Here is a 24,184-nt window from a genome sequence, read left to right as displayed (position 1 = left end):
GTAGCTCGCTGGGCTCATAACCCAGAGGTCGCAGGTTCAAATCCTGTCCCCGCTACTGAAGGCCGAGGGCCGGAATCCGAAAGGGTTCCGGCCCTCGGTGTTTGTCCGCTGCACTGGCCGTCGTGCGGTCTGCCGCGCTGTCCGCCCGCGCGTGCCCAGTTGGTTACTGTGCGTTGGCTGAGCCTCAGGTGACCTTGGTCGTCAACTCGCCCGTTTTTCACCGTTCTTGGGTCGAAAGTCCAGGCCGGAAATGTTGTTGATCAAGCAGAAGAGCTTGGAAACCGGCCCCCAGGTCTATTAACGTTCGATAACGCAGCGCGGTCGTCCCAGCCGGCACAAGAGCCGGCTCCGTGCGCACTGCCGAATCCCGCAAGGGAACCGGGGAACCACCACCTTGGGGTGAATCTCGCGGAAGCCATCGTGAACTCACGGAGTCCACGGCCGGTATACGCGCGTAGGAGACCTTCCCGCTCCGAACCCGTCAGCTAACCCGGTAGGCGACGGAAGGAAAGGAGTGCGCCCGCGTGGCGTCCAACCGGCCTGCCCCAGAAGCCCCGTTCGTGCCCAGCCGGCCCACCGGCGAAACCTTCGGCCACGGCACGGTCCGCACCGACGAGGGCCCCTGGGAGGAATGGAATCCCACCGCGGAGTCCGTTCGCCCGGTTCGCGGCAAGCACCGCGTCGCCAAGCAGCGCGGCGGCGGATTCGCCCGCAGCTCCACCGTCCTCGGCGTCGGCGTCATAGCCGCCGTCAGCGCGGGCGGCATGGCCAGTGCCAACACCGGCAAGGCCCCGGTCTCCATCTCCATGCCCGACCTGCCGAACGTCGGCTCGCTCATCTCCGACGACGAGCCCGCCCAGGACGCGGCGCCGGCCCTCGCGAGCTTCGGCTCCGAGACGACCGACACCACCACCCAGGCCACCGCCGACGCCGGCGAGGCCCTGCGCAGCCGGATCATGGCGCAGGCCGAGTCGCAGCAGACCCAGATCGAGACGAAGGCCAAGGCCGCCGCCGAGGCAGCCGCCGCCAAGGCGCAGGCCGACGCCGTCGCCAAGGCCGAGAAGGAGGCGAAGGCCAAGGCCGACGCCGCCAAGGAGAAGGCCGCCGCGGCCGCCAAGGAGAAGGCCGAGACCGCGCGCCTGGCCGAGCTCGCCACCCAGTACACGCTGCCGACCTCCTCGTACACCATCACCTCGACCTTCGGTCAGTCCGGCTCCATGTGGTCCTCCGGCTATCACACCGGCCTCGACTTCGCCGCTCCCACCGGCACACTCATCAAGGCCGTCCACAGCGGCACCATCACCGAGGCGGGCTGGGCCGGTTCCTACGGCTACCGCACCATCCTGACGCTGGACGACGGCACCGAGCTCTGGTTCTGCCACCAGTCCTCGATCAGCGTCAGTGTCGGTCAGGAGGTCGGCACCGGTGACGTGATCGGCCGCGTCGGCGCGACGGGCAACGTGACCGGGCCGCACCTCCACCTCGAGGTCCACCCGAACGGCAACTCCAACGGCGTCGACCCGGGCGCGTGGCTGCGCAGCATGGGCCTCAACCCCTGAGAGTCCCTGAGTCTCTGACGCACTCGTCTTCGCACTTGTCTTCGGGAGCGGCTCCGTTCACACGTTGTTCGTACGAACAGCGGAATGGGCCGCTCCGAAGCGGTTGTTGACGTACGGCATGACTACTTCGCCTTCCTCGCCGTCTTCGGCCTCCTCGCCTTCGCTTCGCAAGCTCGGTTCCTCCGACCTGGAGGTCTTCCCGCTCTCCCTGGGCGGCAACGTCTTCGGCTGGACCGCCGACGAGGCGTCCTCCTTCGCCGTCCTGGACGCCTACGCGGCGGCCGGCGGCAACTTCATCGACACCGCCGACGCCTACTCGGCCTGGGCTCCGGGCAACAGCGGCGGCGAGTCCGAGACCATCATCGGCAAGTGGGCCAAGGCGCGCGGCAACCGCGACCGGCTCGTCATCGCCACCAAGGTCAGCCAGCACCCCGAGTTCCAGGGCCTGAGTGCCGCCAACATCAAGGCCGCCGCCGACGCCTCCCTGCGCCGTCTCGGCACCGACCACATCGACCTCTACTACACCCACTTCGACAAGACCGAGGTCCCGGTCGACGAGATCATCGGCGCGCTCGACGAACTGGTGAAGGCCGGCAAGGTGCGGCACATCGCCGCCTCCAACATCTCGCCCGAACGCCTCCAGGAATCCCTGGACTTCTCCGACCGCGAGGGCCTGGCCCGGTACGTCGCCCTCCAGCCGCACTACAACCTGGTCTCCCGCGACACCTACGAGGGCGCACTCCAGGACGTCGCCTCCCGCGCCGGACTCGCCGCCGTCCCCTACTTCGCGCTCGCCTCCGGCTTCCTCACCGGCAAGTACCGGCCCGGTACGACGGTGGACAGCGCGCGGGCGGACGGGGCCGCGAAGCACCTCGGCTCCGAGCGGGGCATCCGCGTCCTCACCGCCCTCGACGAGATCGCCCAGGCCCACGACACCCAGGTCGCCACGGTCGCGCTGGCCTGGCTCGGCGCGCAGCCGACGGTGGCCGCGCCGATCGCGTCCGCGCGCACGGTCGAGCAACTGCCCGCGCTGCTGGCGGTGGCGGAGCTGGAACTGACCGAGCCGGAGATCACCAGGCTGACCCAGGCCTCGGCCTGATCCCCTGATCCCCTAGGGCTCTCCTACGAGGGCTCTCCGACGACTGGTCACGACCGGTAGGGGTTGGAGGCAGGGTACGGCTGTGCGGGATACCCGTAGCCGTACCCGTACACCTGCCCCGGTATCTGCTGGCCGTACCCCTGGCCCTGCCCCTGACCCTGCCCCGGACCCTGGCCGTACCCGTACACCCCGTACACCGGCCAGGGGGGCGCGGGCATGCGGGCCGGTGGGGCCGTCATGCGGGCGGCGTGGTCCAGTGCGGGGCGGGCGACGTCCTTGCGTCGCCACAGTTCGTTCAGCAACTCCCGTTCCCGGACGAGGAAGTCGGCGTTCGCCCGCCCCCGTCGGCCACGGTGACGCAGGAACGCCAGGGACGTCGCGTACGCCTCGTACTGCGCGACCGCGCGCGCCGCCGGTCTGCCCAGGTGGCGGTCGGCGTAGTCGCGGGCCAGCCGCCGGGCCCGCATCGAGCCGAGCGCGAACGGCTCGGCCGGGGTGAGCCAGCCGGCGGCCGCGTACGCGGGCAACTCCTCGCGTACGGTGCGCAGCTCGCGTTGGCGTGTCCACACCACCAGCCAGGTCAGCAGTCCGAACGCGGGCACCATGAACGCCGCGTACACCGCGAAGAACCCGAACTCGCCGAACGTCGACGAGCCGTTCCACAGGGCGTGCATGCCCATCGCGAGGAGCAGCCCGGCCGGCGGCAGCAGCACGCGCCGCACCCGCTGACGGTCCCCGGAGAGCGCCGCGACGCCGAAGCCGATGCCGGTCAGGACGGTGAACAGGGGGTGCGCGAACGGCGACATGACGACGCGTACGAAGAAGGTCGCGGCGGTGACGGAGGCGATGCCGGTGTCGCCGGTGAGCTGGTCGGTGCCGAAGGCGGTGCCGAGGTAGAGGATGTTCTCGGTGAACGCGAAGCCGGTGGCGGTGACCCCGGCGACGACCACGCCGTCGACGATCCCGGTGAAGTCCCGCCTGCGGAACAGGAACACGAGGAGGACGGCGGCGGCCTTGGCGGACTCCTCGACGATGGGCGCTATGACCGTCGCCCCGAGGGTGTCCGCGCTGGACGGGTCGGCGGTCGCGGTGGCTATCCAGCGGGTGGCGAAGCTGTTGGCGACGATGGCGATCAGCGCCGCCGCGCACGCGCCCCAGGCGAAGGCGAAGACCAGGTTCCGCCAGGGTCCGGGTTCGACCCGGTCCAGCCAGCGGAAGGCGGCTATCAGCAGCGGCACGGGCAGCACCGCGAGCCCGAGGCCGACGAGGAACCCCTCGGTGCCGGTCTGCTGCCGGACCAGCGCGAGGATGACCAGCCCGGACAGCGCGAGCAGCGTGATGAGCGCCCCGTACCGCACCCACCTGCGCTGCCACCAGTGCGCGTGCCTGAGCACGCCGTCCTGGGGCGCGCCGCCGGGCTGCGGCGGAGAGGGCGGAGAGGGCGCGAACGGGGGACTGATGGCCACGGCATCGACCCTAACGAGGGAGGGGACTGTGGTGGAGGGACGGTCGGTCAGCGTTCCCCGGGCTGGACGGGGTGCTGTACGCGACGGAAGAGCAGATCGTTCACCGCGTGCCCCTTGTCCAGCCCCTGCCCCTCGAAACGGGTCAGCGGCCGGAAATCGGGCCGGGGCGCGAACCCGCCGTCGGGCCGGGTGTTCGCGAAGCCGGGGTGCGCGGTGAGCACCTCGAGCATCTGCTCCGCGTACGGCACCCAGTCGGTGGCGCAGTGCACGAGCGCGCCCGGTCTCAGCCGCGTCGCGGCCAGGTCGAGGAACTCCGGCTGGATGAGCCGCCGCTTGTGGTGGCGCTTCTTCGGCCAGGGGTCGGGGAAGTAGACGCGCAGTCCGTCGAGCGAGTCCGCCGGCAGCATCTCGCGCAGCAGGATGATCGCGTCGCCGTTGGCCACCCGGACGTTGGTCAGGCCGCCCCGGTCGGCGAGGTTGAGCAGGTTGCCCTGGCCCGGCGTGTGCACGTCCGCCGCGAGGATGCCGGTGCCCGGGTCGGCCGCCGCCATCTGCGCGGTCGCCTCGCCCATGCCGAAGCCGATCTCCAGCACCACCGGACGGTCGTCGCCGAACAGCTCGGCGAGGTCGACGGGGTGCCCGTCGATGTCGAGCCCCCACGTGGCCCACAGCCGCTGCAACGCGTCCGCCTGCCCGGCCGTCACCCGGCTGCGCCGAGGCTGAAAGCTCCGGATCCGCCGCTCGAAGTGCGACCCGGCGGGGTCAGCCCGGGGCCCATCGGGAAACCGAGGCTCCCCCTTGCCCCGAAAATGCCGAACGGACACGCCCGGCTGGTGTTCCCCACCGGGGGAACCCTGGGGGACCTGCTGGGGAACGTCGGCGCTACTCACGAAATCAGACACAGTGCAGTCGATTTTACGGGTCCCAGGAGAGCGGGCGTGAGCCGAGCCCGGAGCTAGGGCGCGACCCATGGGGCTCGCGGGACTTACGGGGCTCGCGAGACCGACGGAGCCCACGGGGCTCACAGGGTCGCCGGAACTCACGAGGCCCACGGGCTCCACGCGACTCACAGGGCCGACAAAGCCCACGGGCTTCACGAGCCCCACGCGGCGCATGAACCTCACCGGGCCCACGAACCCCACGCGGCTCACGACGCCCCCACCGCCCTCAACGCCTCCAGGGCTCTCCGGGCCACCTCCCGTCCGATCGGCAGTGAGGCCGTGGCCGCTGGGGACGGGGCGTTCAGGACGTGTACCGCGTGGGGGGCCTCCTGGATCAGGAAGTCGTCCACCAGCGTGCCGTCCCGTAGGACCGCCTGCGCGCGTACGCCGGCCTGTGCCCGTACCAGGTCGGCGTCCTCCACCGCCGGAAGCAGTCGGCGCACCGCGTCCGCGAACGCCGTCCGGGATACCGACCGGTGCAGCTCCCCTACCCCGTACCGCCAGTGGCGTCGCCCCATCCGCCAGACGCCGGGCCATGCCGCCGTCGCCAGCGCCTCCCGGGGGCGTACGACACCCCAGCCGTACCCCTCGCGGGCCAGGGCCGGCACGGCGTTCGGCCCGATGTGCACGCCTCCGTCGACGCCCCTGGTCAGATGCACGCCGAGGAACGGGAACGCCGGATCGGGCACCGGATACACCGGCCCGCGCACCAGCTCCGGCCGCGCCAGCTCGTAGTACTCGCCCCGGAACGGCACGATCCGCACCTCGGGCTCGTCCCCCGTGAGCCGGGCGAGCTCGTCGCAGTACAGCCCGGCGCAGTTCACCAGCACCCGGCCCCGGACCACGTCCCCGCGCGCGGTGCGCACCGCCACCCCGCGCCCCGGCCGCCGGTCGACCTGGACGACCTGCGCGCCGTACCGGATCTCCGCCCCGGACGCCTGGCCCAGTTGGCGGGCGACGGCCGTGTAGTCGCAGATCCCGGTCGTGCGTACGTGTATGGCGGCGAGGCCCCGCACCTCGGGCTCGTACTCCGCGATCTGGGCCGCGCCCAGCTCCCGCACCGGAATCCCGTTCTCCCGGCCGCGCTGCACGAGCGCGTGCAGGCGGGGCAGCTCCGCCCGCTCCGTGGCGACGATCAGCTTGCCGGTGACGGAGTGGGCGATGCCGTACTCCGCGCAGAACTTCGTCATCTCGGCCGCGCCGCGCACCGCGTACCGCGCCTTCAGCGACCCCGGCCGGTAGTAGATCCCGCTGTGGATGACCCCGCTGTTGCGCCCCGTCTGGTGCCGGGCCACCCCCGGCTCCTTCTCCAGCACCGTCACCCGCGTGCCCGGCGCGGCACGCGTGATCGCATACGCCGTGGACAGCCCGACGATCCCGCCGCCGACCACGAGCACATCACAGTCATAGGCGACCTCCGACACCTGCACCACCTCCCGGCTTCGATAGTGCACTGCGCCACTGACAATGCCTTCAAACCCGGGGAAGCGCAGCACCGGCCAGGGACGCGGGGCTGCGCCATCGCGCGGCCGCGCCGAGCCACGACGCGCGCCCGCAGCCCCAAAACGACCCTAACCAGGCAGACGGTGCGGAACCAGCCCTACGCCGGAGTCATCAGCAACGGCCGGGCCCGCTCCCGCAACTCGACGACCCGAGGCTCGTCACCGTAGGGCTCCAGCCGGTGGAGGAGATCCTTCACGTACTCCGTCGTGCGGGCGGAAGAGATCCGTCCGGCCACCTCCACCGCCCGGACCCCCTGCTCACAGGCCGCGTCGAGATTCCCCGACTCCAGCTCGGCGACCGCCGACACGACGAGCCGCAGCCCGTGCGACCGCACGAACTCCTCCGTCGGCTGCGACAGCGCCTGCTCGGTGAACCTCCGCACCTGACGCGGCGCCTTCAGATCGCGGTAGCACTCCGCCGCGTCGGCGGCGAAACGGTCGTACGAGTAGAACCCGAGCCAGGACGGATCGTGATCGCCGTCCCGCGCCCGCTCCAGCCAGCTCTCGGCGGCCTTGAGCGCCGCCCCGGCGGCCTGCGCGTCCCCCGCGCGGGCGTGCGCGCGCGCCTCGACGAGCCGGAAGAAGCTCATGGTGCGGGCCGTGGCCAGCCCCCGGTTGCGCTCCAGGGCGGCCTGCGCGAGATCGACGCCCTCGTCGCCGAAGCCGCGGTACGTCGCCTGGAGGGACATGGAGGCCAGCACATACCCCCCGAGGGGGACGTCCGCCGCCGCGCGGGCCAGGCGCAGAGCCTGGATGTAGTACCGCTGCGCGGCCTCCTGCTGACCGGTGTCGAAGGCCATCCACCCGGCCAGCCGGGTCAGTTCGGCGCTCGCCCCGAACAGGGCGCGGCCGACTTCGTCGGAGTACGAGCCGAGCAGCAGCGGCGCCGCCTCCACCCGCAGGCACTCCGGGACCATGGACGAACGCCAGTCCCCGCCGCCGTACTTGGAGTCCCAGCGTCTGGCGTCCTCGGCGGCCTCCCGCAGCTTCTGCACATCGCTGTGGCCGACCTTGAGCGGCGCGCCGGCCCCCTCCAGGAGGTGGACGTCGCGGGCCACCGAACTGTCGGCCGGGGTTATCAGCCAGCGTGACGCGGGCGTCGCGTACGCGCTGACCGCGAACGATCCGGCCAGTGACTGCCAGATGCCCCCGGAGCCGGCCCGGCGGCCGGCCAGGTCGAGGCGGTAGAGCTCGGTCGCCGAGCGCACGGCCTGGTTGACGTCCCTGGGGAAGGCGAGGCCCACTTCGGGCGCGGGGTCCGCGTCCGCCAGGCCGATCTCGTGGAGCGGCACCGGGCGGCCGAGCTTCTGCCCTATGGCGGCCGCGATGAGGTGGGGCGCGGCGCCCTGCGGCACCATGCCCTTCGACACCCAGCGCGCCACGGACGTCTTGTCGTAGCGAAGAGTCAACCCGCGTTGCGCGCCAAGATCGTTGACGCGTCGCGCGAGTCCTGCGTTGCTGATTCCCGCGAGGGCGAGAACGGCGCCGAGTTTTTCGTTCGGCCCGCGTTGCTCCCTGGACATTGCGCCACCCCTCGACACAGACGGCTGCCGCGCTGGCATAACCATGCGGCATTCGTAAACCCAGCGTAGTTCGCCGCATCCCAAGCGTTAAGGGGCATTCTTCCGGTTGGCGGGATTGTGGTCCGTACGAAAGTGCGGGCGCTTGCACGGACCGTCGCGTTGTGCCCCCGCCGTGTGGCCGTGCGCCCGGCCGTGCGCTCTTCTGCGGCCATGGCGGGAGCGGTTGCATGAGTCCTGCGTGGGTCGGCCCGCTGTACTGGATCCAGTGGGCTGGGGGACACCGCCGCCTACATCCCCGCGGGCGGCGGAGCGGTCCGGGAGGCGCACTCCGCTTCCCGGACCGGCGCGAGCCGTTCAGGGCACGCGCGCGTGCACGGAGCGTGTGCGAAGCCTGCGCAGGGCGTTCGCAACGCCGGACGCATGTCGGGGATTTGGCCGAAAAGCGCCCCTGTGTTCCGTGGATGGTGATGCCTCCCACCACGGAAGTCGAGGGCGCGCAGGGCGTCTTGGGGGAGCGTACCGGGGGCGCATTCGCGTCGCGGACGCCGGGGTGCGCGCGGTCGCCGCCACCGCGCCGCCCCCTTCGCGCGGGCGCGCTCCCCGGATCACAAGCGGTGCCGCCTCCGTCCAGGGCGCGTTCTTCGTGGCAGCATGTGAACCGTTCGTACGGTGCACTCGGTTGTCCACAGCCTGTGGAGGCGTCGATGCGGTGGTTGGTGGGATGGAGCAGCACCGCCGCGGGCGCGCTGGGCGGAGCCGTCGGCTACGACGGCCGCCACCACGACGGTGCGGCGTACGCGGGCCAAGTCGGCCACGAGGGCGAGACCTTGCAGCCGGTCGGCTCCCAACTCCTGTGGGGCGACCCGGATCCGCTGTGGGCGGTCGGCGACTGGCGCCCCGACGAGGTGCGGATCCTGGAGGCCGACGCGCAGACCCGGCTCGCGGTCCTCGGCACCTGCGGGGCGACCGACGAGCAACTGCGCGTGGGGCTGTTCGCCGCGCGCGGCGGGGCACTTCGGCATCTGACGGCCTGGCCGGGCAGCTACACGGCGATCGTCCAGGTCGGCCGGCGCCTCACCGTCGCCGGCGATCTGGCGGGCGCGCGCCCGGTGTTCCACACCCCCTGGGCCGGCGGCACGGCGTACGCGACGGCCGCGCTGCCGCTGGCCGACCTCATCGAGGCCAACCTCGACTTCGGCCACCTGGCGGCCCTCCTCGCCGCCCCCGACGTACCGGCCGCCCTGCACGACTCCACCCCGTACGACGGCGTGCGACGCGTGCCGCCGGGGCATGCGCTGATCCTGCGCGCCGGGGCGCGCGAGGTCGCCGGGTACGAGCCGGTCGCCTCCCTCGCCGTGGCGGCGCCCGCGGCCGACCCGGACAGCGCGGTCGACGCCGTACGCGACGCGCTCATCGAGGCGGTCCGCGCGCGGCTGTCCGCGCCCCGGCACGTCCCCGACATCGACCCCGGCCCGGTCCCCGGCATGGGCCCCGCCGAACGGCGCGCCGCGCGCGGGATGCCCGCGCCGGGCATCGGCGCCGACCTGTCCGGCGGCCCGGCCTCCGGCACCCTGGCGCTCCTCGCGGCCGGTCTGCCCGGCCGGCCGGGCACCCTGCTCGGACACGGCACGGGCGCGGGAGAACGGCTGCTGGCCGTCACCTTCAACGACCTGGCCGTCGGCGGCCGGGAAGCCGAGCTGGAACGGGCCGGCGCCCTCGCGGCCAACCCGCGCCTGCACCACGTCGTGGTGGCCGGCGACGAGGCGACCCTGCCGTACGCCGACCTGGACGGCCCGCTGACCGACGAACCCGGCCCCAGCCTCATCATGGCCGCCCGCCACCGCGCGCGGCTCGCGGCGGGCAGCGCGGACCACTTCACGGGCTACGGCGCCCGCCAGGTCCTGGACGCCCACCCGGCCCGCCTCGCCGATCTGCTGATGGACCGCAAACGCCGCCACCTGGTACGACCCGTCGCCGCGCTGACGAAGGCCGACGGCTCGGTGCTCGTCCCCGCGCGCGTGTACGGCGCGGCCCGCCGCCTGGCCCGTACGTCGTACCGCGCGGGCGTGGAAGGCCTCGCCGAACGCCTCCAGCAGCGCAGCTTCGGCGTCGACGACTCCGGCGGCGCCGTAGGGGCGTCGCTGGCCGCCCTCACCTGGGGCGGGGCGGGTCCGGCCGCACGCTGGCTGACGGGCGAGGCGCTCGCTGAAGTATCGGTTCGCCTGCAAGGCGCCACGCACCGCTCCGGAGTCGGCCCCGGCCAACGCCCGGGCGACTACCGCGCGCGTGCCGCCCTCACCCGTCATGCCATGGACCTGCGCGTCCTGGAACAGGCCGCCGAGATCCGTTCCCAGCGGCTGCACGCGCCGTTCCTCGACAACCAGGTCGTCCGCGCGTGCCGCGCGCTCCCCGAGACCCTGCGCGTGCAACCAGGGGCGCGCGCCGCGATCCTGCGCACCGTCCTGAAGGACGCCGGCGTCACCGACCTCCCGCCCGGCTGGGGCGCCCCCTCCCAGGCACCCGCCACCGCGGCGGCCCGGGCCGGCCTGCGCATGGCCATGGATCCCCTCCTCAGCCTCTTCGAGGCACCTCTCCTCGCGGAGGCGGGCCTGATCGAGGCGAGAGTCGTCCGCAAGGCCCTCAGAGCCGCCGCAGCAGGCGACCCCCTCCCCCTGGACGGCCTCGCCGACCTCGTCTCCCTCGAACTCTGGCTCCGCCGCCTCCTCTCCCGCAGAGGCACCTGCTGGACCGGAACCCCGGCCCGCGCGCGTGCGGTACCAGCGGGAATCGCTCCCCAGAGACGGGCGGTTTCTTCCGGGGGGTGAAGGGCCGCTCTCTGGGCGGGCGTTGTCCTGAGAGGAGCGGAGCCGCGTGGGGGCGGGCGTCACGCCGGTGCCCGGTGCCGCCCGACTGCGGGCAGTCGTGCCACCCTCAGAGACGGGCGGTTTCTTCCGGGGGTGAGGGGGCGCTCTCTGGGCGGGCGTTGTCCTGGGAGGGGCGGAGCCGCGTGGGGGTGGACTTCACGCCGGTGCCTGTTGCCCGCCCGCCTGCGGGCAGTCGTGCCGCTGGGGCGGCACGGGTGGGCGCGGCGGCACCCCCGTAGCGCCGGGCTGCGCGACCCGCCCTGCCCAGCCGCTGCCCAGGGGCACGCGAAACCTACGTCGCTCCAAAACCCCGTACCCCTGACCCTCACCCCCCGGTGACAATGAACAGGTGCGGTACAGAATCCTGGGTGTCACCCAGACAGAGGACGACCAGGGCACCGTCGTACCCGTCCCCGGCGCCCGCCTCCGCGCCCTCCTCACCGCCCTGGCCCTCCGCCCGGGCCACCCCACCACCCCGAAAACCCTCATCGACGAGGTGTGGGCCGACACCCCGCCCCAGGACGCCCCCGCCGCCCTCCAGGCCCTGATCGGCCGTCTCCGCCGTGCCGTCGGCAAGGACACCGTCACCTCCGCCCCCGGCGGTTACCGTCTCGCGGCGACCGAGGACGACGTCGACCTCTTCGTCTTCGAGCGACTCGTACGCCAGGGCACCGAAGCCCTGCGCCAGGGCGACGCCCCCGCCGCCGCCCGCACCCTCGACGACGCCCTCGCCCTGTGGCGCGGCCCCGCCCTCGCCGACCTCCCCGACCGCACCCCGGCCGCCCGCCCCGACGCCCTCCACCTGGAGGCCACCCGCGCCCGCGCCGAGACGGACCTCCTCCTCGGCCGCGCCCGCGAAGCCGTACCCCGCCTGACGGAACTGACCGCCGCGCACCCCTACGACGAACCGCTGCACGCCCTCCTCATCCGCGCCCTGCGCGACACCGGCCGCGCCGCCGACGCCCTCGCCGCGTACGAGACCGCCCGCCGCACCCTCGCCGACGGCCTCGGCACCGACCCGGGCCACCGCCTCCGCGCCCTGCACACCGAACTCCTGAACCCCCAGGACCCGCCCCACCCCCAGGACCCGCCCCACCCCCAGGACCCGCCCCACCGCCCCGAACCGCCCCACCCCCCGACCCCGCTCACCCCCCTCCAACTCCCCGAACGCACCGGCAACATCCGTCCGCGGCTTACCTCTTTCGTGGGCCAAGAACCCGAGCTCGACGCCATCCGTTCCGAAGTGCACAGGGCCCGTCTCGTCACGCTCACCGGACCGGGCGGCTCCGGAAAGACCCGTCTCGCCGAGGAAGCCGCCGCCGGGCTCCCGCAGGCGTGGCTGGCCGAGCTGGCGCCGCTCGACCGGCCGGAGGCGGTGCCGGGCGCGGTCGTCAGTGCCCTCGGTCTGCGCGAGACCGTGCTGCTGACGAACGACCTGGTGACCTCGCAGGACGACCCGCTCGCCCTGCTCGTCGAGTACTGCGCCCCGCGCAGCCAACTCCTGATCCTTGACAACTGCGAACATGTCATCGGCGCGGCCGCCGCCCTCGCCGAGACCCTCCTCACCCACTGCCCAGGGCTCACGATCCTCGCCACCAGCCGTGAACCCCTGGGCGTCCCCGGCGAGTCGGTCCGCCCGGTCGAGCCCCTCCTCCCCGACCAGGCGCACCGCCTCTTCAAGGAGCGCGCCGCCGCCGTACGCCCCACGGCGGCCACCGCCCTACAGGACCGGGACGAGGCGGCGATCGCGGAGATCTGCCGGCGGCTGGACGGCCTGCCGCTCGCCATCGAGCTGGCCGCGGCCCGGCTCCGGCTGCTCACCCCGCGCCAGATCGCCGACCGCCTCGACGACCGCTTCCGCCTCCTCACCTCGGGCAGCCGCACGGTCCTGCCCCGCCAGCAGACCCTGCGGGCCGTCGTCGACTGGTCCTGGGACCTCCTCGACGAACCGGAGCGCACCCTGCTGCGCGAGCTGTCCGTGTTCGCGGGCGGCTGGGACCTGGAGGCCGCGGAGGCCGTGTGCACCGGCCCCGTCGCGGACCTCGTCGGGGCGCTCGTCGACAAGTCCCTGGTCGTGGCGGCCCCGTGCGAGCGGCCGGGTGGCGGCGACATGCGCTACCGCATGCTGGAGACGATCCACGAGTACGCCACCGAACGCGCCGCCGAACTCCCGCGGTCCCGCGCGGCAGCCGAGCGGCGACACCGCGCGTGGGTGCGCGCACTCCTCGAGCGGGCCGATCCCCTGCTGCGCTCCGCCGAGCAACTCCCCTGGATCTCCCGCCTGGAGAGCGAGCTGGACAACATCCGCGTGGGCCTCCAGCGCACCCTCATGGCAGGCGACGAGGAGGCCGCCGCCGCCCTCTGCCTCGCCGCGGGCTGGTTCTGGTGGCTGCGCAACTACCGGCACGAGGGCGCCGAATGGACCGACCGCACCCTGCGCCTGGCCACGGTTCTGGACACACTCCAGCCCTCCCGCCGCGACAACACCCCCGTCCCGGACCCCCCGGACCCCCCGGACGTCCCGAACATCCCGGCCGACCTCGCCGCCCGCATGGCCGCCGCCGACCCCGTGGCCGCCTTCCTCGACGCACCCCGGCCCACGCCTCCGCCCCCGCCCGCCCCTCCGGGGGAGGGCGACCCCCGTTACGTGCAGCGGATGAACCTGCGGATGCAGCATCTGTTCCTGTTGTCGGAGTCCGAGCCGAAGGACGTCGCGGCGGACCCGCGCCACCGGGAGTACCTCGCCCGCCTGCGCGCCGACTACGAGCCGGGCGGCCGGCAGGCGGCGGTGATGCCCGGTCTGATCTGGCCCCTGACGTCCTTCCAGATGCGCGACACGCTGGACGTCCGGAGCATCCTGGACACGGCCGTCGCCAACTGCCGTACCTACGGCGGCGATTGGGAACTCGGCTGCGCGCTGATGTTCCGCACCCACATGGCCGTCGACTCACCGGGCGGGCTGCGCGGCGTGGACGACGACCTGGCGGAACTGCGGGTGCTCAGCCTGCGCGTCGGCGACCGCTGGATGCGCGCCCAGGTGTGCAGCGCGGCCGGCGAGGCGGAGCTCGCCCGGGGCCGCTTCGCGGAGGCGGAGCGCGAGTACCGCGAGGCGCTGCGGCTCGCCTACGAGGTCGGGGCCCACACGGAGTCGCCGTTCCTCATCGCCCGGCTCGCGGAGATCGCCTACCGCTCGGGCGACACCGACAGTGCCACGGCGGCGCTGGACGAGGCGAGCAGCGCTGCCGACCGCTACGGCGTGCCGGACGTCCGGGCGTTCGTCCTGCTGCTGCGCACCCACATCGCGCTGGACGAGGGCGAGGTCGCCCACGCGCGCGTGCTCTGCGACCGGAGCCGGGCGGAGGCCGACAAGGGCACCCCGCCGCCCCAGTTCACGGCGGCGCTGGCCATGGTCGACGCGGACCTCACGGCCGCCGAGCGCAGCCTCGCGCACGGCCTGCCGATGTACGCCGACACGCTGCGGCAGGCAGTGGCCGACCAGTGCGCCGAGGCGGTCACCTCGTCGATCGTGGACGGCGCGGCGGACCTGTTGGCCCGGCTCGGGGACCTCCCCCGCGCGGTCCGACTTCTCGCGGCGGCCGACGGGCTGCGCGGCCCCCACCCGCGCCCGGCCCCGGAGTACACCCGTGCCGAACGGGCCGAGGCAGCGGCCCGAGAGGCCCTCGGCGTCGAGCGCTACGCGGCCGAGCGCACCCGCGGCACCGCCATGACGGTGACCGACGCCCTGCACGAACTCACCCGGGCCGTGCACGACCACCCGGCGGACGCCCCACAGCCCCCTACGAGCAGGTGAACTACGAGCAGGTGAACGTGGACTCCGCCCAGTCCGCGAGGGCCACCGAGTCGAAGGCGCTGTGCGGCTCGACCACCAGGCGCACGGTCGTGTGACCGGTGAGGTTCACATGGACGGGCACGGCCGGGTCGCCGCCCCTGATCACCCCGGACGACCAGAGCCGGTCGCCGTCGGCGTAGACGGCGAAGGCGACCTTGCCGAGCTTCATCGTCAGGTCGTCGACGCCGACGAGCGCGTCGTAGGAGGTGCACTTCCGGTTGAGGTCGACGGTGACGGAGGAGCCGCCGTGCACGGTCACCCCGCGCGCGTACTGCCGGTCCGCGACGGACAGTCCGCCGTACCGCTGCCACACCCAACTGCTGCCGCCGAGCCGGATCTCGGGCCCGGTCCCGTCGCCGCCGACGTCGAAGGACAGCCCGCTCAGCGGATAGACGACCGCAGCGGGCGGCGGCGCGGGCGCGAGGGTCGGGGTGGGCGCCGGAGTCGGCGTGGCGGTCGGGGTGGGCGTGGGGGTCGGGGTCGGAGTGGGCGTCGGCCTGGGGATGGGGATGGGGACGGGGGTCGGCGTCGGGGCGGTCACCGGGATGATCGCCGGAGGTTCCGGCTCGGGCTCGGACGCCCGCGTGGGTGTGGGCGTCGGCTCCTCCGGCCGTGCGACCGGCGCCGGCGCGGACGCCGGGGGTCTGACCTCTGGCCGCTTGGCGGGGCTGTCGTGGCCGACGAGCGCGAGGGCCACCGCGGCGGCCGCCACCGCGACCACCCCGGCCGCGATACCGGCCTTCACCGGCGCGCCCAGCCCCTCCGAGGCCAACGCCCCGCCGCCCCCGGCACCCGCACCGCCCGAGGACCCGCTCGCCGCCGCTGCCGCCCCCGCGGCGCCCGCCGCTCCCGCTCCGGCACCGCCGGCGATGAGCGCGACCGCCTTGGCGTACCCGGCGGCGCCGAACCAGCCGATGACCGCGACCGGCACGACGGCGGGGATGCTGCTGGCGACCTCCTCGATCTGCAGGGCGGCCAGCCGGCACTTGGCGCACTCCTCCAGGTGCTTGCGCAGCCCCCGTTCGGCGCGGGTGCGCAGCCGGCGCCGCGCGTAGGTGCCGAGCTGGTCGGCGTACCCGGCGCACTCCTCGTCGCTGGTGAGGGTGGCGCTGACGTGGGCCTGGAGGTAGGCCTGCTTGAGGCCCTCGCGGGCGCGGCTGGCGAGCACGCGCGTGCCGTTGGCGTCGAGGCCGAAGAGCATCGCGACCTCGCTCGGCGACTCGTCCTCGACCTCGGTGTGCCACAGCACCGCCTGCCAGCGCTCGGGCAGCGAGCGGAAGGCCTGCATGGCCATGGACTGCTCGGCCTCGTGCATCGCCCGTACGTCGGCGCCCAGTTCCAGCGTGTCGTCGTCGGCGATGTCGGAGGAGCGGGCGGACTGCGCGGCGAACACCGCGAAGTCGTCGACGAGTTGCTCCCGCTTCGCCGACCGCGTCCACCCGGCGGCGACCCGCCGCACGGAGGTGAGCAGATAGGCGCGTACGGCGAACTCGGGCCCCGAACCGCCGCGCACCGCCTGGAGCATGCGGGCGAAGACCTCGGCGGTGAGGTCGTCGGCGGTGTGCGCGTCCCGGCAGCAGGTGCGGGCGTAGCGGCGCACGGCGTCGGCGTGCCGCCGGTACAGCTCCTCGTACGCCGTGTCGTCGCCCGAGCGCATCCGGCCGATCAGGTCGGTGTCGGCCGGCGGCAGATCCCGCGGCGGCGGCAGGACGCTGTCGGTCCGCCACTCGCGCTGCGCCGGATCACGCTGCGCCGGAACAGTGCCCTCCGCCGCGTCGGCCGACGGAACAGGCGAAACAGACGGAACAGGCTGCCCGGCGGCGGGCAGCCGAGCCGGCACCGGATAACCCGCGGGGTCGCCCAGCGGACCCCCTACCGGGCCGCCCACCGGACCGTTCGCGCGTCCGCCCTGGCTCGGCACCTGCGGTGAACCGAGTGACTCGTCCCGACCGTCAACGCCCATCGCGGAAAGCCCCCGCCGCCGCCTGCCCTACAGTCCCGACCACCGGGTCAGAGTGCCATATTGGCTTTTGGTCAGAACCCGCTGCGACAGCCCTTCCACTCGTCCGTGGGGACCTGTCGCAAACCAGTACCAACCGTCACCCATCCAGGGACGGTTCAACTGACGTTCTGTGGGCACGAGTTGAGCCGCCCGACCGAAATGCCCCGGATGTCCGACAGGGTGGACGGGGGTGGGAGCCGCACGGCACCCCACCCCACCAGTCACCCTTACGAGTCACCGAGCCCCGAGCCCGAGCCCCGATTCACGAAGACCGGGACCGTAAACCCTCCAGCAGGATGTCCAGCAGCCGCGCCGAAGCCGCCGCCTGCTGGGCCGGATCCGGCAGCGCGGGCGCCGCCGTCGCGATGACCAGCAGCACGTCCGACACGGACACGTCGGCGCGCAGTTCGCCCGCCTCCCGTGCCCGCTCCACCAGCCGGCCCACGACCTCAAGCAGCGCCGCCGCCCCGGCGTCGTCCACCGTGGCCGTCGTACCGTCGTCCGGGACGAGCCGCAGCTCGCCGCCGCCCGACTGGGACCGCTGCTGCGGCACCCGAGCCTCGTCGCCCGAAGCGCCCGAAGCGCCCGAAGCGCCCGGGACGCCCGCAGCGCCCTCCGCGTCGTCCTCCAGGACCCCGACGCGCAGCACCTGCGGCGGCAGCAGCCGCCCGGCGCCGGACGCCACGGACGTCCGCAGGAAGCGCGACAGCGCCGACCACGGCTCGTCCTCCTGGCCGAGCGCCGCCCGCGCCTGATCGGTCAGCCGGGAGGTCTCCTCCTCGGCTATCCGCCGCACCAGGACGTCCTTGCTCGGGAACCGCCGGTACACCGTGCCGACGCCGACCCGTGCGCGCCGCGCCACGTCCTCCATCGGCGCGCCGTACCCCAGCTCGCCGAAGACCTCGCGCGCCGCCCGTAGGACGTGCTCGAGATTGCGCTGTGCGTCCACGCGCAGCGGCGCTGTCCGCGCGCCGTCTCCGCGTCCGTGTCCCTGTCCCACCGCCGCGGCGGTCGCACCGAGCGCACCGACCGCGGTGCCGGGCGCGAGAGCCGATGCGGACGGCCAATGCGAATTCTGCATGTGCATGATTGATCCCCCGGTAATGACGTCTCCCCCCGGAGACTCCCCGCCATCGAAAAAGCCGGGGCGTGGAAACAGAGGACCGTCACCCCGGGCCCGCCCGTCGCAGACCCGCAGAGCGCTTCCCCCCGACACCCCGTCGTCCCACGAACATAGTTGAGTGGGAGTCAATTCAGAAGGGGGAGGTTCCGCACGGAGCGCCCCCCGATCGGAGTACGGGCCGCATACGTCCTGATTGCACCCCTTCCCGCCCCCCGACGCACACCCGCTGACCTGCACACCTGCCCCGCACTCCGATGTTTCGGCCAACCCCGCGCCCACCCGACTCGCGGTCACACAAATTGTCGAGGCTGTGGACAAACCGCGGCGCCCGGTGCGTCATGGGACGGTGAAGGAACGTGCGCGCATTCTCGTTGTCGGCGGCGGCTACGTCGGGATGTACACGGCCCTGCGACTCCAGCGGAAGCTGAAACAGGAACTGGGCCGGGGCGAGGCCGAGATCACGGTCGTCACCCCTGACCCGTACATGACCTACCAGCCCTTCCTGCCCGAGGCCGCCGCCGGCTCCATCTCCCCCCGGCACGTCGTCGTGCCCCTGCGCCGCGTCCTGCCGCACTGCCGGGTCGTCGTCGGCGAGGTCACCGCCGTCGACCACGCCAAGCGCACCGCCACCCTCACCACCCTCGCCACCGACGAAGAGGGCACCGGACCCCGGCAGTCGGCGTACGACGAACTCGTCCTCGCACCCGGCTCGGTCTCCCGCACCCTGCCCATCCCGGGGCTCGCCGACCACGCCATCGGCTTCAAGACCGTCGAGGAGGCCATCGGACTGCGCAACCACGTCATCGAACAGATGGACATCGCCTCCTCCACCCGCGACCCCGCGATCCGCGACGCCGCCCTCACCTTCGTCTTCGTCGGCGGCGGCTACGCGGGCGTGGAGGCACTCGGCGAACTGGAGGACATGGCCCGCTACACCACGCGGTACTACCACAACGTCAAACCCGAGGACATGAAGTGGATCCTGGTCGAGGCCTCCGACCGGATCCTCCCCGAGGTCGGCGCCGACCTCGGCCGCTACACCGTCAGCGAGCTGCGCCGCCGCAATATCGACGTCCGCCTGAACACCCGCCTGGAGTCCTGCGCCGACCGCGTCGCCGTCCTCAGCGACGGCACCCGCCTGCCGACCCGTACGGTCGTGTGGACCGCCGGCGTCAGACCCCACCCGCTGCTCGCCGCCACCGACCTCCCCCGCGACGAACGAGGCCGGCTGAAGTGCACCCCCGAGCTGACCATCGAAGGCGTCACGCACGCGTGGGCGGCCGGAGACGCCGCCGCCGTCCCCGACGTCACGGCCGACGCGCCCGGCGCGCAGACCGCCCCCAACGCCCAGCACGCCGTCCGCCAGGCCAAGGTCCTCGCCGACAACATCGCGCACTCACTGCGCGGCGAGCCCCTTCGGACGTACGCCCACAAGTACGTCGGCTCGGTCGCCTCGCTCGGCCTCCACCAGGGCGTCGCGCAGGTCTACGGGCGCAAGCTCAAGGGCTATCCGGCCTGGTTCATGCACCGCGCGTACCACCTCAGCCGCGTGCCCACCTTCAACCGCAAGGCACGCGTGCTCGCCGAATGGACCCTCTCAGGGCTCTTCAAACGGGAGATCGTCTCCCTCGGATCCCTCGAACATCCCCGCGCGGAGTTCGAACTGGCTGCCGGTGGAAAGCCTTCTGACGAGTCTTCCGGCGACCCGAAGGGGTCGTCCTGACCGATCCAGGAACTCCACCGGCCGCCCGTACGTCCGACGATTGTCGGCCCGGACGGCGGCCACACTGCCAGACTGCTCCCTGCTCATAGCCCTCTCACAGCCCCCGCCGAGCCCCCGGCGGCCCACCCCGCCCCCCCCGCAACCATGCGCGGCCCCCACCGCGCGGACACCCCGCAGCCCAAGCCCGACCCAAGCCCAAGCCCGACCCAGGCCGGGCCCGGAGCCGGCCGACGACGACTACACGAGGCAAGGATTCGTGAACTTCACGCGCTGGAGCGCCCGGCTCCCCGGAACGCAGCGCCGCGCCGCCGCGCGAGCCGAGCACCCGGTCACTACCACGGACCGGCGGAGCGAGGGCTCCGTACCAGCGGCCCGCGCCGAACAACTCACCGACGAGCCGCCCCCGGTGCCCGCCGTCGACGAACTGCCGGTCCGTGAGGTCCTCGACCGCGTCCCGGCCCTCGTCGCCCTCGTCCACGGCACCGACCACCGCCTGGCCTACGTCAACGACGCCTACACGGCCGCCTTCGGCGTACGCCCCTGCGGCGAACCGGCCGCCGAGGCCCTCCCCGAACTCCGCGACCTCGGCCTCATGCCCCTCCTCGACCAGGCCCTGCGCAGCGGCAAGCCCCGCATCCTGAAGTCCCGCAAGGCCCCCGACGGCCGCTCCTACACGTTCACCTGCACCCCGGCCGGCGAGGACAACGGCAAGGGCACGGTGCTGATCTTCGCCACCGACGTCACCGACCACGCGGAGGCCGCCGAACGCCTCAGAGCAAGCGAACGCCGCCAGCGCGAGACCGCCGTCACCCTCCAGCGCTCCCTGCTCCCCCAGGAGCTGGAGGAGCCCGACGACCTGCGCATCGCCGCCACCTACCAGCCCGGCGGCACCGAGGCCGCCGTCGGCGGCGACTGGTACGACGTCATCACCCTCGGCGGCGGCCGCACCGCGCTCGTCATCGGCGACGTCATGGGCCGGGGCGTCCGCGCGGCAGCCGTCATGGGCCAGCTCCGCACCGCCGTCCGCGCCTACGCCCGCCTCGACCTCCCCCCGCACGAGGTCCTCCAGCTCCTCGACGGCCTCGCCATGGAGATCGACGCCAACCAGATCGCCACCTGCGTGTACGCCATCCACGACCCCAACGAGGGCCGCCTGGTGTACGCCTCGGCCGGCCACCTCCCCATCCTCGTCCGGGACGAGAACGGCGAGGTCCAGCGCGCCGACGAACCCACCGGCCCGCCCCTGGGCACCGGCGGCTGGATGCACGCCTCCGGCTCGATCGCCCTCGGCCCCGGCTCCACGGCGGTCCTCTACACGGACGGCCTGGTGGAGCGCCGGGACGAAGACCTGGACGAGGGCATCGCCGCCCTCGAGCGCGCCCTGTCCGGCGCGACCGGCACCCCCCAGGTCGTCTGCGACCGCTTGGTCCGCTCGGCCGGCGTCACCGCCGACCACGACGACGACGTGGCCGTCCTCGTCCTCCAGCACCCCGCCCGCACCGGCCCCGACAGCGAGCTGTTCCGCAACGCGGCCCTGGAGCTCCTCGGCGGCGTCGAAGCGGCCCCACGCGCGCGTGCCTTCGCCTCCGGCGTCCTCACCAGTTGGCGCTTCCCGCCCGAACTGCACGACCTCGGCGTCCTCGCCGCCAGCGAACTCGTCGCCAACTCCCTCCAGCACGGCACCCCGCCCATGCGACTGCGCCTGCGCCGCACCGACCGCCGCCTGATCATCGAGGTCACCGACGGCGACGACCACCTCCCGCGCCGCCGCCGCGCGGAACCGGGCGACGAGTCCGGCCGCGGCATCGCCATCGTCGCCACGATCGCCTCCCACTGGGGCAGCAGACGCACCCCGGGCGGCGGCAAAGCGGTGTGGTGCGAGTTCGTCCTCCCGAAGCCCGCCGAGTGACGGAACATACGGCGGCGGCCGTCGTCCGAAGACCGACGGCCGCCTCCCGCTCCGGCCCTCAGGCCTCGGCACCCACCGGCCGCACAGCAGCCCCACCCCGGGCCACCACCCGCTTCCGAGCCAGCCAGGGCTGATCCTGGACGGCGGTCAACTCCCGCCCGAGCCGCAGCGCGAGGTAGGTGATCCCCAGCGAGAACAGCAGGAACGTCACGATGTACGGCGCGTGCAGCGAGGCCCCCATCGGCCCGCCCACCGCCGGCCCGACGGCCAGCGCGAGCTGCTTCACCAGGGCGAACGCCGAGTTGTACTGCCCAGCCATGCCGTCCGGCGCCAGATCCGCCACCAGCGGCGCGACCGTCGGCGACAACATCGCCTCACCCAGCCCGAACAGCGCGTACGTCGACACGAACGCGGCCGTCGCCATCGTCTGACTGCCGTGCCCGAGCCCGGCGTACCCGGCCACGACCCACGCCACGGCCCAGATCAGCCCCACGGCCGCGATCACCCGCGACCGCTTCTGCCGCTCGACGAACCTCAGCACGGCGAACTGCGCGACCACGATCACCGCGGTGTTGGCGGCGAGCGCGCTCCCGAGGGCGGACGTCGAGATCCCGGCGGCCTCGACCCCGTACGCGCTCAGCCCCGACTCGAACTGCCCGTAACAGGCGAAGAACAGCACAAAGCCCAGCACACACAACTGCACCATGGCCCGGTTGCCGAGCAACTGCTTCCAGCTCCCCTTGGCCGACCGCGGCGCGTCCCCGACGTGCGGAGCGCGCGGCAGCCGCACGGTCGTCATCACCACGGCCAGCAGCAGGAACATCGCCGCCTCGATGGCGAACAGCAGCGTGAACGACGAGACGCGCGTGGAGTCAACGAGATGCCCGCCGATCAGCCCACCCACGCCGAGCCCGAGGTTCTGCAGGAAGAACTGCGTCGCGAACGCCCGCGACCGCGTCTCCGCCGTCGAACAGTCCACGATCATCGTCGCCAGCGCCGGCTGCATCACGGCCTGCCCGGCCCCGAGCGCGACCGCGGCGGCCAGTACGGCGGTGGCGTCGCCGGCGAGCCCCAGGCCCAGCGAGCCCAGCGCGGCGGTGACCAGGGCGGCGAGCAGCACCGGCAGCGGACCGCGCCGCACGATCGCCCGACCGGCGAACGGCAGCACGATCAGCGCGGCCACGGCGAAGACGGCGAGCACGAGCCCCGCCGTCATGGCCCCGAGCCCCCGCACCTGCGCCACATAGACGTACAGGTACGGGACCGTGAAGCCGAGCCCGAACGCGCTGAGTGCGTTGCCCACGTGGATCCGGCGCATCGCCGCGCCCCTCTCCCTGGTCACGTTCACCTCTCTCAAGTACTTAGAACCGAAGACTTCGAAGCTAAAGTTCGAAGCTAAACTGTACACACCGAAGAACTTCAAGGCGAACGAGCCCCGTGCGATACTTGGGCCCATGGGTGACTCCCCCGGCACGGTCGGCACCGGCACCAGCACTGCCACGGGCACCGGCCTCGGCAGCGAGCCGACGCTCGAAGAGCAGATCGCCGCCTATCAGCGCGAGTTCCGGGACCTCGACCCCCAGGTCGAGAAGATCGTCTCGGCGCTGTCCCGCCTCAACCGCCGGATGAACGTCGCCTACGGCCGCCAGACCGCCGACCTCGGCATCAGCAGTGCCGAGTGGGAGGTCCTCAAGGCCCTCGTCCTCTCCGGGGCCCCTTATCGCCTGGGCCCCAGCGACCTGGCCAAGCGCCTCGGCCTGACGCCGGCCGCGATGACCCACCGGATCGATCGCATGGTCGCCGAGGGACTGGTGACCCGCGAGCGGGACGAGTCCAACCGGGTCCGTGTGATCGTCGAGCTGACGCCCGAGGGCCGGGAGAAGTGGCTGGAGGCGATGCGCATGGCGACGGTCTTCGAGGGAGACCTCCTCCAGGACCTCTCCGCGCAGGAGCGCACGGCCCTGGGCGAGGTCCTGACCAGGCTCCTGCGCCGGGTGGAGCACGCCCAGCCGGACGCCGGCGGCCGACTCAGCGACCTCGACTAAAAGATCTTGACAGGGGCGGTTGACACCCCCTTGCGGGATGTGTAAAGTTCTTCGGGTTGCCACGGAGCCGTAACGGTTCTCCGGCAGCACCTCCGCCGGAGTAGCGGCACTCACACCATCAGCACGATCTCCCAACGGGATTGAATTCGGCGTGCCCGAATTCAATTCGATTCGGGACCGGCAGCTCGATTAGGAACTGCCGAGCGGATCCGCTAAGGTTTGAGACGTCGGAACGGCCCAACAGCCGGGAAGACAAGCCCCCGCTGACTGGGAATCAGGCCCGAAAGGATCTGGTAGAGTCGGAACCGCCGGAAAGGGAAACCGCGAAAGAAAAGCGGGAACCTGGAAAGCACCGAGGAAAGCGGATCGGAAAACGATCTGATAGAGTCGGAAACGCAAGACCGAAGGGAAAAAGCCCGGAGGAAAGCCTGAGAGAGTCTCTCGGGTGAGTACAAAGGAAGCGTCCGTTCCTTGAGAACTCAACAGCGTGCCAAAAATCAACGCCAGATATGTTGATACCCCGTTCCCGGCAGTGATAGCCGGGGATGAGGTTCCTTTGAAATAAAACACAGCGAGGA

At 72.8% G+C, this 24,184-nt stretch carries 14 protein-coding genes and 1 riboswitch; of the genes, 7 read left to right on the top strand and 7 right to left on the bottom strand.

Translation table 11 applies throughout. The annotated features are described in order from the left end of the window. Positions 1 to 348: 348 nt before the first annotated feature. Positions 349 to 517, top strand: a riboswitch (cyclic di-AMP (ydaO/yuaA leader). A gap of 7 nt (positions 518 to 524) precedes the next feature. Both BMZ82_RS37685 and BMZ82_RS37680 read left to right on the top strand, forming a co-directional pair. Then, positions 525 to 1,559, top strand: a complete 1,035-nt coding sequence (locus BMZ82_RS37685) for a M23 family metallopeptidase (RefSeq protein WP_093781915.1) — start codon at positions 525 to 527, stop codon at positions 1,557 to 1,559. Between the two features lie 118 nt (positions 1,560 to 1,677). Then, entirely contained in the window at positions 1,678 to 2,658 is a 981-nt protein-coding gene (locus BMZ82_RS37680; RefSeq protein ID WP_093781914.1) for an aldo/keto reductase, read from the top strand. A 47-nt stretch (positions 2,659 to 2,705) separates the two neighbouring features. On the opposite strand, the gene BMZ82_RS37675 is transcribed toward BMZ82_RS37680, so the two are convergent. The 4 genes from BMZ82_RS37675 to BMZ82_RS37660 all read right to left on the bottom strand — a co-directional run bounded on the left by BMZ82_RS37675 (position 2,706) and on the right by BMZ82_RS37660 (position 8,090). Next, positions 2,706 to 4,124, bottom strand: a complete 1,419-nt coding sequence (locus BMZ82_RS37675; protein WP_371271360.1) for a PrsW family intramembrane metalloprotease — start codon at positions 4,122 to 4,124, stop codon at positions 2,706 to 2,708. Between the two features lie 47 nt (positions 4,125 to 4,171). Beyond that, positions 4,172 to 5,026: a tRNA (guanosine(46)-N7)-methyltransferase TrmB gene (trmB, locus tag BMZ82_RS37670; RefSeq protein WP_371271359.1), complete on the bottom strand. Its 855-nt coding sequence runs from the start codon at positions 5,024 to 5,026 to the stop codon at positions 4,172 to 4,174. A 245-nt stretch (positions 5,027 to 5,271) separates the two neighbouring features. Further along, positions 5,272 to 6,519 (bottom strand): L-2-hydroxyglutarate oxidase, encoded by a 1,248-nt coding sequence (gene lhgO, locus BMZ82_RS37665; protein WP_371271358.1) that lies wholly within the window; start codon positions 6,517 to 6,519, stop codon positions 5,272 to 5,274. Between the two features lie 146 nt (positions 6,520 to 6,665). Further along, positions 6,666 to 8,090, bottom strand: a complete 1,425-nt coding sequence (locus BMZ82_RS37660) for an NsdA family TPR-like regulatory protein (RefSeq protein ID WP_093781911.1) — start codon at positions 8,088 to 8,090, stop codon at positions 6,666 to 6,668. Positions 8,091 to 8,794: 704 nt separating this feature from the next. On the opposite strand from BMZ82_RS37660, the gene BMZ82_RS37655 reads away from it, so the two are divergent. Both BMZ82_RS37655 and BMZ82_RS37650 read left to right on the top strand, forming a co-directional pair. After that, complete coding sequence (locus BMZ82_RS37655; protein ID WP_093781910.1) at positions 8,795 to 10,915, top strand: asparagine synthase-related protein; 2,121 nt, start codon at positions 8,795 to 8,797, stop codon at positions 10,913 to 10,915. A 388-nt stretch (positions 10,916 to 11,303) separates the two neighbouring features. Next, the gene (locus tag BMZ82_RS37650) at positions 11,304 to 14,765 is read left to right on the top strand and encodes an ATP-binding protein (RefSeq protein WP_093781909.1); all 3,462 of its coding nucleotides are present in this window, start codon (positions 11,304 to 11,306) and stop codon (positions 14,763 to 14,765) included. A 1-nt stretch (position 14,766) separates the two neighbouring features. Here the strand turns inward: BMZ82_RS37650 and BMZ82_RS37645 are convergent, their stop codons facing one another. Continuing rightward, positions 14,767 to 16,767 (bottom strand): sigma-70 family RNA polymerase sigma factor, encoded by a 2,001-nt coding sequence (locus BMZ82_RS37645; protein ID WP_093781908.1) that lies wholly within the window; start codon positions 16,765 to 16,767, stop codon positions 14,767 to 14,769. A gap of 301 nt (positions 16,768 to 17,068) precedes the next feature. Further along, complete coding sequence (locus tag BMZ82_RS37640; protein WP_371271357.1) at positions 17,069 to 17,755, bottom strand: TetR/AcrR family transcriptional regulator; 687 nt, start codon at positions 17,753 to 17,755, stop codon at positions 17,069 to 17,071. A gap of 520 nt (positions 17,756 to 18,275) precedes the next feature. On the opposite strand from BMZ82_RS37640, the gene BMZ82_RS37635 reads away from it, so the two are divergent. Both BMZ82_RS37635 and BMZ82_RS37630 read left to right on the top strand, forming a co-directional pair. Then, on the top strand, positions 18,276 to 19,652 hold the full coding sequence (locus BMZ82_RS37635; RefSeq protein WP_093781906.1) for an NAD(P)/FAD-dependent oxidoreductase: 1,377 nt from the start codon (positions 18,276 to 18,278) through the stop codon (positions 19,650 to 19,652). A gap of 256 nt (positions 19,653 to 19,908) precedes the next feature. Further along, entirely contained in the window at positions 19,909 to 21,561 is a 1,653-nt protein-coding gene (locus tag BMZ82_RS37630; protein ID WP_093781905.1) for an ATP-binding SpoIIE family protein phosphatase, read from the top strand. Between the two features lie 58 nt (positions 21,562 to 21,619). Here the strand turns inward: BMZ82_RS37630 and BMZ82_RS37625 are convergent, their stop codons facing one another. Then, positions 21,620 to 22,903, bottom strand: coding sequence for an MFS transporter (locus BMZ82_RS37625; RefSeq protein ID WP_256252323.1), 1,284 nt, complete (start codon positions 22,901 to 22,903; stop codon positions 21,620 to 21,622). Between the two features lie 112 nt (positions 22,904 to 23,015). Here BMZ82_RS37625 and BMZ82_RS37620 point away from each other — a divergent pair, with 112 nt between their 5' ends. Beyond that, positions 23,016 to 23,606, top strand: a complete 591-nt coding sequence (locus BMZ82_RS37620) for a MarR family winged helix-turn-helix transcriptional regulator (RefSeq protein ID WP_093781903.1) — start codon at positions 23,016 to 23,018, stop codon at positions 23,604 to 23,606. Positions 23,607 to 24,184: the final 578 nt, after the last annotated feature.

Source organism: Streptomyces sp. yr375, from assembly GCF_900110755.1.
Taxonomy (GTDB): Bacteria; Actinomycetota; Actinomycetes; order Streptomycetales; family Streptomycetaceae; genus Streptomyces.
Note: the sequence above shows the minus strand (reverse complement) of the source record. Positions and strands in the feature narration are given on the sequence as shown.